The sequence below is a fragment of the uncultured Lutibacter sp. genome, from assembly GCF_947495725.1.
Taxonomy (GTDB): Bacteria; Bacteroidota; Bacteroidia; order Flavobacteriales; family Flavobacteriaceae; genus Lutibacter.
On the sequence record NZ_CANLZZ010000001.1, the window covers coordinates 410,596 to 422,978 of the forward strand.

General features: G+C 29.7%; 10 protein-coding genes. 1 reads left to right on the forward strand and 9 read right to left on the reverse strand.

What is annotated here, in order from left to right; genetic code table 11:
* Positions 1-58: 58 nt before the first annotated feature.
* The gene (locus Q0776_RS01620) at positions 59-3,364 is read right to left on the reverse strand and encodes an endonuclease (RefSeq protein WP_298364072.1); all 3,306 of its coding nucleotides are present in this window, start codon (positions 3,362-3,364) and stop codon (positions 59-61) included.
* Between the two features lie 151 nt (positions 3,365-3,515).
* Positions 3,516-4,487: an endonuclease gene (locus Q0776_RS01625; protein WP_298364074.1), complete on the reverse strand. Its 972-nt coding sequence runs from the start codon at positions 4,485-4,487 to the stop codon at positions 3,516-3,518.
* 242 nt (positions 4,488-4,729) lie between these two features.
* On the opposite strand from Q0776_RS01625, the gene hflX reads away from it, so the two are divergent.
* Positions 4,730-5,953: a GTPase HflX gene (gene hflX / locus Q0776_RS01630; protein WP_298364077.1), complete on the forward strand. Its 1,224-nt coding sequence runs from the start codon at positions 4,730-4,732 to the stop codon at positions 5,951-5,953.
* A gap of 122 nt (positions 5,954-6,075) precedes the next feature.
* Here the strand turns inward: hflX and Q0776_RS01635 are convergent, their stop codons facing one another.
* From Q0776_RS01635 to Q0776_RS01665, 7 genes are all read right to left on the reverse strand, one after another.
* Positions 6,076-6,789 (reverse strand): LytTR family DNA-binding domain-containing protein, encoded by a 714-nt coding sequence (locus Q0776_RS01635; protein ID WP_298364080.1) that lies wholly within the window; start codon positions 6,787-6,789, stop codon positions 6,076-6,078.
* Positions 6,786-7,901: a histidine kinase gene (locus tag Q0776_RS01640; protein ID WP_298364083.1), complete on the reverse strand. Its 1,116-nt coding sequence runs from the start codon at positions 7,899-7,901 to the stop codon at positions 6,786-6,788. Before Q0776_RS01640 ends, Q0776_RS01635 begins: the two co-directional genes overlap by 4 nt.
* An 84-nt stretch (positions 7,902-7,985) precedes the next feature.
* On the reverse strand, positions 7,986-9,458 hold the full coding sequence (locus Q0776_RS01645; protein ID WP_298364086.1) for a CotH kinase family protein: 1,473 nt from the start codon (positions 9,456-9,458) through the stop codon (positions 7,986-7,988).
* 112 nt (positions 9,459-9,570) lie between these two features.
* Complete coding sequence (locus Q0776_RS01650; protein WP_298364090.1) at positions 9,571-10,287, reverse strand: DUF2490 domain-containing protein; 717 nt, start codon at positions 10,285-10,287, stop codon at positions 9,571-9,573.
* Between the two features lie 19 nt (positions 10,288-10,306).
* Positions 10,307-10,909: a DUF4956 domain-containing protein gene (locus Q0776_RS01655; protein WP_366138578.1), complete on the reverse strand. Its 603-nt coding sequence runs from the start codon at positions 10,907-10,909 to the stop codon at positions 10,307-10,309.
* 9 nt (positions 10,910-10,918) lie between these two features.
* The gene (locus tag Q0776_RS01660) at positions 10,919-11,668 is read right to left on the reverse strand and encodes a polyphosphate polymerase domain-containing protein (protein WP_298364092.1); all 750 of its coding nucleotides are present in this window, start codon (positions 11,666-11,668) and stop codon (positions 10,919-10,921) included.
* A gap of 247 nt (positions 11,669-11,915) precedes the next feature.
* Positions 11,916-12,320: a hypothetical protein gene (locus tag Q0776_RS01665; RefSeq protein WP_298364094.1), complete on the reverse strand. Its 405-nt coding sequence runs from the start codon at positions 12,318-12,320 to the stop codon at positions 11,916-11,918.
* Positions 12,321-12,383 lie beyond the last annotated feature (63 nt).

The following is a 12,383-nucleotide window of genomic DNA, read 5'->3' on the forward strand; positions in this document are numbered from 1 at the left end:
ACATTAGGTTAACAACAAAATTTTAACTTCTTTAAACTCTATTAAATTACTTTATAATTTACTCCTTAATTACTTTTAACATAATTGGACTCTCCAAATTTAACTTCACAAAATATACTCCATCATTTAGCTTATCTAGATTAAGTTTAATTTTTCCGTCGTAAACATTAAATGTCTCAATCCAAATTAATTGCGAATTTATTGAATATAACTCAACTGTTACTTTCTCATGAATTGCATCTAACTTTATTTCAAAGTTTCCTTCTGTTGGATTTGGATATAAACTAATATCATTAACCATTTGAATTGATTTAGATAATTTACCCTCACATTTAACAGAAGTTTCAACCTCCACTAAATCTCCATTATTCACCTCAATATTAAGTGATTTAGAAGAAGTTGTATATTCGGCTTTCCCGTTAACTAAAACCTTGTATGGTGCAGTTCCTTCCTTAATACTTATTGTAGCCATTTTAGATGCGACTTCAATTTTACCAGAAACTATTTCTTTCTTAATTAACTCAACTTTAAAACATTGACTATAATTTTCACCTTCAACTGAAATACAAACATCGTATAAATTTGGAGCTAAATCTAAAATATTTAAAGGTGAACTTTTTGAAAAAGTATAATCTGTTCCATTAACTGTTGCAACATAAGTATAATTTGATTCCCCCGAAATTAAAATCTGTCCATTATTTTTATCTGGACAAGTTTCATCAATAGTTTCAATTTTAAAATTATTTGATGGTAACGTAAAACAACCTGAGGCGTCAACTATACTTCCCTCAGAAGAATTTGGACAACTATCAACATTGTTCATTACTCCGTCGTTATCATCATCTAATTGACTTTCAGAACAACCTTTTGCATTAACTACTTCATTATTTGGCGTATTAGCACATTCATCAATATTATTCATTACTCCATCATTATCATCATCTAATTGACTTTGAGAACATCCATCATCATTTACATCTTCCCCAGTTGGAGTATCGGCACATAAATCATCACTATTTTTTACCCCATCATTATCATCATCTAATTGTCCGTTTGAACAACCATCATCATTTACAGCTTCGCCTGCTGGAGTATTTGGACATAAATCCTTATTATTCATTACACCATCATTATCATCATCTATTTGACTTTGTGAACATCCATCACTATTTACGTCTTCGCCTGTAGGAGTATCGGCACATAAATCATCACTATTTTTTACCCCATCATTATCATCATCTAATTGTCCGTTTGAACAACCATCATCATTTACAGCTTCACCTGCTGGAGTTTCAGGACATAAATCCTTATTATTCATTACGCCATCATTATCATCATCTAATTGACTTTGCGAACATCCATCACTATTTACGTCTTCGTCTGCAGGAGTATCGGCACATAAATCATCACTATTTTTTACCCCATCATTATCATCATCTAATTGTCCGTTTGAACAACCATCATCATTTACAGCTTCGCCTGCTGGAGTATTTGGACATAAATCCTTATTATTCATTACACCATCATTATCATCATCCATTTGACTTTGTGAACATCCATCACTATTTACGTCTTCGCCTGCAGGAGTATCAGCGCATAAATCATCACTATTTTGAACACCATCATTATCATCATCTAATTGTCCGTTTGAACAACCATCATCATTTACAGCTTCACCTGCTGGAGTATTTGGACACAAATCATCAACATTTAAAACCCCATCACCATCTACATCATCATTCTGATCTGCAACTATCTCAAAATTATCAACTGTCCAACGTGTTGGTTCCCCATCAGAATAATACTTAAAAGCCAAATAAACCTTTCCAGAGATTGAACTTACGTCTATATCCGAAAAATTATAAAAAACATCTACTTCATTTGAATCAATTGTTGGAATTGGAATGCTTAAATTAGGAACAGAAATCCATTCAAAATCACCAGGATTTCCAGTACCTGAATATTCTGTAGAGTAAAGTAATTCTAATGGAGTAGACCCAAATTTTTCATCGGCATAAAAGCTAAGTTTTTCGCCCGTTTGAGCATCAAAATCAATAGAACTACTTGTAATTAACCAATCCTTACTTCTCTCGGCTTCTTGATAACCATTAATTCCATAAGAACCAGAATTATTTTCACCATAAACTGGAGAACATTCCCAATTTTTAGTGCTCGCCTCACTATAAGCAATAAATTTTACTTCTGAACAGTTATTAAAATCTTCTTGAAAAACAACTAATGGACCTTCTAAAGTACTTACATTTAGCGCTTCACTTTCTTCCGAATAGTTTGAATTAGCATCTCTTGCCTTTATAGTAACACTATAAGTTGTAGTTGCTTGTAAACCAGTTATAGTGGTTGATGTTGTTGTTGCAGTTTTATTATATACCCCATTTAAATATATTGAATAATCATAAACAGCTACATTATCTGTAGATGCAACCCAACTCAAGTCAAATGTTTCTTCTGTTATGTTTGAAGCAACTAAATTTGCTGGTGCAGTTGGCGCTTCGGTATCTGATGAATTATTGGACCACCATTTATCTTCAGCTGTTAAACCTCCCCATATTTTTGTTGCTAAATACGGATTATCTATAAAAGGATTTCTATTCCCTTGAATTCCAGCCAAAACTTCGTTTCTATTTGCTTCAAAATCAGAAACTGGATCTTCAACATTCCATTTTAAAAACAACTCAATCATATTTGGGTCCTCATCTAAACCTTCCCCAAAGCCAATATTTATAGGTAAACATTTGGTTTCAGAAACCTTTGAACCATCGCCATTATAACGAGCATACATGTACATAATTATACGGGCAACATCTCCCTTCCATTCATCACCTGGATACCACCCTCCATTACTTGATACAATTCCGGAATCTCCACTACCGTCTGTAAATTTATTATTACTTCTTGCCGAATTTCGTTCCTGATCAGCTGGTCTTAAATTATGAACATCAGTTCCTGGCCCTGGCTCATCTGTACCAAAAGAAGGAATAGCTAATGATTTAGCAAAAACGTGTTCTCTATTCCATTTTCCCGGAATATATGTTGAACCTGCCTTCTCTGTTTTTAACCTTGTTCTATCTGTTGAATACGTTCCATCGGTATTATCAAATCCATAAATTAGTATAACATTAGAACTAATATCGGGATCTTCATCTGCTTGGTCACAAGCGTCCCAAACATCAGTAGAAGAACCTGTATAAGGAATTCCTACATGTGTATTTTGTAGTTTTTGAGAAATTTCTAAAAATAAGTCATTTCCTGTTTGTGATAAATCCACTCCATTATAATAAGAAGGAATTTGGCCATAAAAAGAAATTGACCATAAAAAAAGTATTGCAAGTAAATGATTCTTCAAAACGATATAAAGTGTTAAATTTTATAAAATATGTGTTTTAATAAATAATTTAACAAAAATATCATTTAAAAAATCAATATTAGAAATAATTCAACAATTTTAAGTTAAATATAATTTAAGGCTATAATAATTAAGTATAGTTGGGTATTTTTTAGTTTTTCTTTAAATATACATAAACTGGAAAATGATCGCTAAAACCACCCAAATACCATTTCCCTACATAAGTTCTAAACGGATTTCCTTTAAATTTCCCCTTCCATTCCTTTAAAAAATGCTCATCAAAAACTTCGGCATATTTAAAAGAATGCTTTCGTTCTTCGAAAGAAATAAAGTTTTTAGAAAAGATAATTTGGTCAAATAAATGCCAATTTCCTTTATGGTTTAATGTACCATTACCTGTATTTATTAAACGTTCCATAGGATTGTAAAAAGTATTATTTACCATGTATTGTTTTACACTTTTACTATCTGGATCGTCATTAAAATCTCCCATGATAATAATTTTGGCATTTTCTGTTTCATTTTGTATTTTATTTACAATAGAAACTACCAATTCTGCTGCCATAATTCTTTTTTCTTCTGTAATATCTTCTCCGCTTCTTCTTGATGGCCAATGATTTACTAAAACATATACAAGTTCTCCATTTAAATTTCCTTTAACCATTAAAACATCTCGAGTATAATCACGTTCCCCATTTTCAGAAGTTAAAAAAAGTGGAAATGTTTCTGAACTCAATAATTCAAACAATTCTTTTTTATATAATAAAGCAACATCAATACCTCTTTCATCAGGAGAGTCGTAATGTACTACTCCATAATTTTCATTTCTTAAATTAGGTGAATTTGCCAGGTCTTCCACAACTTTTTGGTTCTCAACCTCAACCAAACCCACTATTGCTGGAGCATAAAATGATTTTTTTAAACCTAACTGAGAAATTACACTTCCCAATTTTTTAAGTTTTCTCTTATACCTTTTATAGTTCCAGTTTTTCTTTCCTTTAGGAGTAAAATCATCATCTAATGTATTGGGATCATTAACGGTATCGAATAAATTTTCAAGGTTGTAAAAAGCAATTGTATAAGCTTGGTTAACTTTCCCTGATGATTTAAAATATGAAAACATAGATAAAAATTATTTTAATAATGAAAAGCTAAAATAGTATTTTAAATTTTGATGAAAAAAAGTACATTTTCAAATCCAAATTTATTCTACAAACATTAAATTAAGGCTTTAAATAAAACTTAAAAAAAACAATGTAATTCTTGCTTTGCTATAAAATAAATTAAAACAACATATTTTAATACTTTTATATTAAAATATCATCAATTATTATTTTCAAATGAACAAATGTGTAAATTTGCAACATGATAGAAGAGAAAAAAGTAACATCTGAAAAAGCTGTTTTAATTGGTGTAGTAACACAACATCAAGATGAGCAACAATCAAATGAATATTTGGATGAATTAGAATTTTTAACAATTACGGCTGGTGGTAAAGCTGTAAAACGTTTTACTCAAAAACTAGAAATGCCTAATCCAAAAACATTTATTGGAGCGGGAAAACTAGAAGATGTGCGCCAGTATATGGATGCGCATCACATAGAAACCGCAATCTTTGATGATGAACTTTCTTCCTCACAACTAAGAAATATTGAAAAAATATTAGACTGTAAAGTTTTAGATAGAACAAATTTAATTCTTGATATTTTTGCTGGAAGAGCCCAAACAAGTTATGCACGTACACAAGTTGAGTTAGCACAATGTCAATATTTATTACCTCGTTTAACGCGTTTATGGACTCACTTGGAGCGCCAAAAAGGAGGAATTGGAATGCGTGGACCTGGTGAAACAGAAATTGAAACAGACAGACGTATAATTCGTGATAAAATTACCTTACTTAAAAAGAAGTTAACTATTATAGATAAACAAATGGCTGTGCAACGTAAAAACCGTGGTAAAATGGTTCGTGTTGCATTGGTTGGTTATACAAATGTAGGAAAATCTACACTAATGAATGTGGTTAGTAAAAGTGACGTTTTTGCAGAAAACAAACTTTTTGCTACTCTCGATACTACTGTTAGAAAAGTTGTAATTAAAAATATACCCTTTTTATTAACTGACACGGTTGGATTTATTAGAAAATTACCTACACAGCTAGTTGAAAGTTTTAAATCTACTTTAGATGAAGTTCGTGAAGCGGATTTATTATTACACGTTGTTGATATATCTCATCCAAATTTTGAAGATCATATTGCTTCTGTAAATAAAATTTTAGATGAAATTAAAAGTGCAGATAAGCCAACCATTATGGTTTTCAATAAAATAGATGCTTATGAGCACGAAACAATTGATAATGACGATTTAGTTACCGAAAAAACGAAAGTACACTATACCCTCGAAGATTGGAAAAAAACTTGGATGAGCAGAGTTGATGAAAATAATTGCTTGTTTATTTCTGCCCTAAATAAGGAAAACTTAGAAGAATTTAGAGCAAAAGTTTTTCAGGAAGTAAAGAAAATTCATATTACTAGATTTCCATATAATAACTTTTTATATGATGAATATACAGACGAAGGTGAAACCAAATAGTTTGGTTTAAACTCAGCTATTAATAAATTTTTAGCTGAATATTGAAATTGTCATTCTGAATGATAATGAAGAATCTCACGGAATAAAGAGAAGTCTTTTTCATTTTGTTTCATTAAGAATACTTACGACAAAAAGTTTTTTCCTATAAACTCTTGAAACTTCTCTTTGTGTTGTTCGCTAATTGGTATGTAAACTTTATCAAAAATAATACGATTACGTTCTATTGTTGTTATTTTTTTTAAGTTAACAATGTAAGAGCGGTGAACCCTCATAAAATCTTTTTCATCTAATTGCTTTTCCATCGCCTTCATACTTAATAAAGTCATAATTGGCTTATCGTTAACTAAATGAATACGAATATATTCGCGCATTCCTTCAACATATTTAATGTCTTCAATTTTTATACGAACAATTTTATATTCCGATTTAATAAATAGAAAATCGTTGTCACTTTTTAATTCTTCTTTAGGTTTCTGTTGAATTGAAAACCATTTTTCGGCTTTTAAGGATGCTTTTAAAAATGCAGCATAATCAATAGGTTTAAGTAGGTAATCAATAGCATCAACTTTAAAACCTTCCAATGCGTATTCACTATAAGCCGTGGTGAAAATTATTTTTGGTGGGTTGTTTAATGATTTTACAAAATCCATTCCATTTAAATCTGGCATATTTATATCTACAAACATTAAATCTACCTTATTACTTTGTAAATAAGTAATGGCATCTAACGGGCTTTCAAAAGTTTCTTTTAACTCTAAAAAAGGCGTTTTATCAATATAACTTCCTATTTGTCTTAACGCTAAAGGCTCATCATCTATGGCAATACATTGTATCATAACGGAATGTTTAAATTTACCTTGTAAATATCTGTTGTTTCTATAATATTAAAATCGAAATTGTTTTTAAATAATAAAGTGAGTCTTTTCTTTGTGTTTTCAATTCCAATTCCTGAAGCTTCATTGTTTTTTTTAGGATGATTACTATTCTCTATTGAAAACTGAAGTTGATTTTCAGTAAAATTCATTAAAATGTTTATAAATGAATCTTTATTATAACTAATTCCATGTTTAAAAGCATTTTCTAATAATGAGGTAAATAACAATGGTGGAATTGATTTATCAGGTATTTCTGAAGGAATTTCAACATTAATTTTTACTTTATTTGAAAAACGGAGTCTCATTAATTCAATATAGCTGTTTATAAATTCAACTTCTTTTTTAATGGCTGTCTTTTTTTCTTCTGAATCATATAATAAATGACGCATTAAATTAGAGAGCTTAATTATAGCGTTTTTAGATTCATCTGCATCAATATCAACAAGAGCGTGAATATTATTTAAGGTATTCATAAAAAAATGTGGACTCACCTGATTTTTTAAGAATGCCAATTGATTTTCTATACTTTCTTTTTCAATATTAGTTTTTTCCTGCTCTAAATTTGCCCAGCGCATAGATATTTGCAATCCAGTATCAAAACCAACCATTAAAACGGCTAAAATTAAAAAATTAGCATATAATGGTATAGGCTTTGGATTTTTTTTAGGTCTTTGTCCTTGTATAGGTGGCGGTGGAAATTCTCCATCCTGATACATTGGAGGTCTATCCCCATTTATTCTTTCACCTCTTTTAGGAGGGAAATTAGGATTGTTTGTTCTAGCGTCAACACTATAAATAGTGACTGATATAGCTAATATTAGTATTGAGGTGGCTATAAAATAAAGTACTCTTTTTTGCTTAAAAAATAGCCTTGGCAACAATAAAAATCTATTTACTAAAAACAAACCTAGTAATGGTAAGTAATTTATCCAAACAGCATAAATTTCATCCCATTCAATTTGGTTTTCAAACCTTCCAAATAACAAAGGAGACGCAAATAATAAGGTCCAAAAGGCTATAATTATAAAAGGTTCAAATGAAGTAAAATTGTAATGTTTTTTTATAAGTTTCATTTTTTAATTATAGTAACTAATTTTATCATTTATATACCTTTGTTTATACATATATGTATAAACAAAGGTATTAATTAAACTCAACTAATCTAAATAGTTTTGAGCAGCTGATGAACGACTTGATGCGTGTGATTTTAATTCTGAAATTGCCGAGTAAAATGAACTACTATTGTTTAAAAAAGAATATCCATTAAGTTCAGACGTAGCATAAGGCTCTACTAGGTTAGCATACGTATCGTATACTCCTTGAATATAACTTGTTTCAAAAGGACCTTCTATTACAGCTTGAACATATGAGTCGTATTTAGCTTTGTAAACTTCATCTTTATATAAGTACTCTATCAAAGGCCAATTATTGCTTGAAAGATCTGAAAAGTTTAAGCTTAAAGATCCACCTTGTTTTCCGGTTTGTAATGCTTCATTATTGTCCCAAGGAATCCAAGTTAGCAAATTATTGTCTGGATTATTGTACAAGTAGTAATTATGCTCCATTCTTCCATAGGTATCCCAGTTTTGAATTACTGTATTTACAGCTAAATAATTAAGAAAAACATCGGTATCAAAAACGGCATCTAAACTTGCTCTCCACGCTGCTGGATCTGATGTTCGAGTATCACTATGTAAGGCTGTAAAAACTGATTTAATATCGCTCCAATCTGCTTCATCTTCGTTTGTTTTTTTCTCAAATCCATCTTCATTAAAAGTGCCTTCAGCAAAGCTAGATCCATAATCTTCCGGCTTATATAAATTCCCTTCATCACTAGAAAATTGTGTATCAAGCACAGTTCCATCTACTTCTTCTACCAATGTAAACAATCCAAAATATTGAGGACCATCACCGTGATCTAAATATAGTGTGTAAAATGATGTATTTGAAACTGCCAATCCTGCATTTTTAAAAATCTCTGCGGCAACTTTTTCTCTTAATTGAGAAGCATCATTATAATTATTTTTAAGACTAAATTTTTTAAAACCATAAAAACGTTGATTTTTTATTTGTGGATAATCATCTTCAAATTCATCAAAATCCATTTTAAATGAAAGCTTTAAAATACCTGCTTGCCAAGCACTTTGTAAACTAGAGTTTCCTTTAAAACGCAGCCCTACTTTATACCATTCTTTACCATTGTAAAATACTGATCCAGGAACAAAAATTGGATCTTCATCAGTAAAAGTGGTAGTACCACCTGGGCTTCCACCTCCTGGACCTCCTAATCCCGGTCCTGAATTAGTCCCTCCAAAAGTTCCATATAAATTAGTCATATCGGCAAGCATTGCTTCCCAATTTTCTTCCGAAATAACAAAATCTAATCTTTTTACTTCGGTATCATTAAATACCTCTTCATAATTTGGGTCTACATTTTTGCTATGTGTTGCGTCAGTCCAATCAGTAGCTACAAAATCAGTATCTGTAATTTGTACTTCAGTATTTGTAGTAACTTCAGCTTCTGTTTCAATTTCTGAAATTGCCTCATCACTAGAACAGCATAAAAGCGAAAAACTTGCTAAAAAGAATGCGATAATAAGTGTTGTTGTTTTTAAAATTGTATTTTTCATTTTTGAGTTTTTTATTTTGTGTAAAGCACTTGTTTTTAAACTATTTTTAAAATTAAAATCAACAAACTGAGAAACTTTATCTATGAATATGATTTTTAATTAAACTAGTGTTTTACTTATTTTTAAAAGTATAAGAATATTTTAGACCAATAATATTGGTTGTTTCAGGAATGGTTTCGTTTAATTCTTTTTCAATTCTATAAAATAAACCAAGTGTTCCCACATTTTTAAATTTATATTCTGTTCCTAATGTTAATCTGTATTTATCAAATCCATTTTCTTCACCTTCTTCAAAATGATTAAAAATTTCGGCAGAAAATATTGGATCTAGTTTCCAATTTTTAAAATTGTAATCAAAAGAAGTTTTAAATCGGATATGTTGATTTGCAAAATCACCTTCGGAGGTACTTAATCCCAATTCATTTTTATTTTGGTAACGTAACCTGTACTTTATTGAAAAATCATTTATTTTATGCTTATAAGTTGCATCAACATGAAACCTAAAATGATTCTCATAACCTTGAACTTTACCTACATTATCATTTTCTCTAGTGTACCTAAATCCAGCTCCTAATTTAAAGGCTTTTGAAACTGAATATTGAGCATTTAACTCTCCAAGATATTCACTTATCTCTGAAATTTCGTCCTTAAGACGTAATTGAACTTCGGCATCAAAAGTCCATTTTTTGTTTAATTTATATTTTAAATTCACAGAGTTCCAACTTTCCAAATCATTTGTATCATCGGATTGCGCATAGGAGTTTTTTGCAATTAATAAACAAGTTAATACTGCTATTAAAAACGAATAATTGTTTGTTTTAAAGGGCATAATTTGTTGATTTAGAATGTTAATTACTATTGAAGTAGAAAATGGTAACTTTTGCTGTATCCTTTAAAAAGTCTACATCGCCAATTAGCACCTTATTTATGGTTAAACCTGTTCTGTTTTCGAGATCACTTTTTAGTGTTTTGTAATTTTCAGGTTTAATATTTTCAATGTTTTCGTAAATAATGGATTTTGAAACTACTTGTTTTAAGGCCCAATATCTTTCAATAAGTAATAGTACAAAAATTATAATTGCGTTGGCCGATAGAATTTCTGCATAACTCATTTTTTTGTTTGCCAATGCATTAATAATAGATACACCAATAACCACAAATAAGTAGGTCATTTCTTTAATGTCAACTGGATTTGTTCGATATCTAATTATTCCAAAAATGGCGAACAAACCAAGTGCCATACCAATATCCATTTCATATTTTTTTAGCGTAAAGCATAGGAAAAACACAATTATGCTAATTAGATAATAAGTGAAAACGTAATCTTTTCTTTTTGAATCGGGGTAGTAAATAAATCGAATTATTACGGTTAAAAATAGGAAGTTAAGAGTGAATCTAAACATCATTTTAAAAAAATCGTCGTCGAATAAGGGGATATCTAAAAATTCCATAAGTTGTTATTAGGCTGTTATTTTATTTATTTTAATTAATTTTTTCTTGAATCGGTTGTACTTTAAATCTTGGTAAATACTTATCATTCCTATACAATATTTACTTAAGCTGTAGGGATTTATTTGTTTTGATTTTAATTGTTTTGCAACTGGAGATGTTCTTGTAAAACGTTCTTGTTTTAACTCAATAATTACTAAATTGCTGAAATCCTTTGACGAATCTTTCTGTTTAAATGACAAGTTTAAATCTATTGTTAATCGTTCTTTTGCTGTTTTATTAACTAGGGTAATTCGATTGAAATTATTCCATATTATTGGTTGTAAATCAAAATTTTGCTTGGTGGTTTCTTTAATAAAATTGATTGAGTTATTTGAGAGTTCTATTTCAAAATCAGCTATTGATGTTCTTGTTTTAGTCGTTTTTCCTTTACCATCTTTTTGCTTAATTTCGAGAAAACAAACTCCAGATTCTACGTATTTACGCATTCTAACTTTGGTTCTGTTTACTTTTCTGTTATGATGATCGTGATAGAATTTCTTTGTAGGTGTATCAAAATATAATGATGAATATTCAAGCAATCTATTCTCGTTTATTTGAAGCACTTTATATTCATCTTTAATATGCGATAAAACTTCAATCAAATCTTTTTCATGGATAACGAATTTGGTGTCTGTTCTTTTCATTAAAGAAACTCCATCCATTTCACTTAAAGTAATGGGCTCTAAGCTATTTACTATGTGCGCTATTTGTTCTTTCATTGTAAAACAAAGAAACTACACATTAGGTTTAAAAAGAAAACAATTCAATGAACTAGGGTTTTTCATCTACCAATTGAATTTTACACTTATTTAAACAAAAAATTAGGCTCACTAATTTATAAATTAGTGAGCCTAATACTCAAAACAAACTATTTATTAATTCAAATATTAATCTAAATTTCTTACAAATTTTGTGTTATTATAATTTCCTATTTATTCATTCTTAATTGTGTGTTCGAAAGGTTTATTATTTTCTTTGAGGTCTTTCTCTTTTATTATTCTTTTTAATATATGCCGTATACAATTTTTGTTGATCTTTAGTTAATACAGCCTTTACATCATCTTCAAAGTCTTCTTTCATCTCTTCCATTTCACTTCTATCTCGTCTGCCAGATTTTGTTTTATTTCCAATTTCTTCAAAATGATTTTTATATAATTCTAATACTTTCGTTTCTTGCTCATCACTCAATAATATTTCGTTAGACATTTTATCTACCATTTTTTCAATTTGTTCTGTTGATGGTAATTCTGGTGGTCCTTGCTGTCCACTACCTTGCTGACCTCTTGGCCCTCTTTGTTGTCCAAAAGATGAAAAAGTTATCATTACTACTAAGGCCAAAGCTTTCCATATATCATTCATTTTTAAAATCATAATTTTTAGTTTTAAATGTTAATATTTTAATTGATTTTTTAAATCTTAGTCAAAGAAACATAT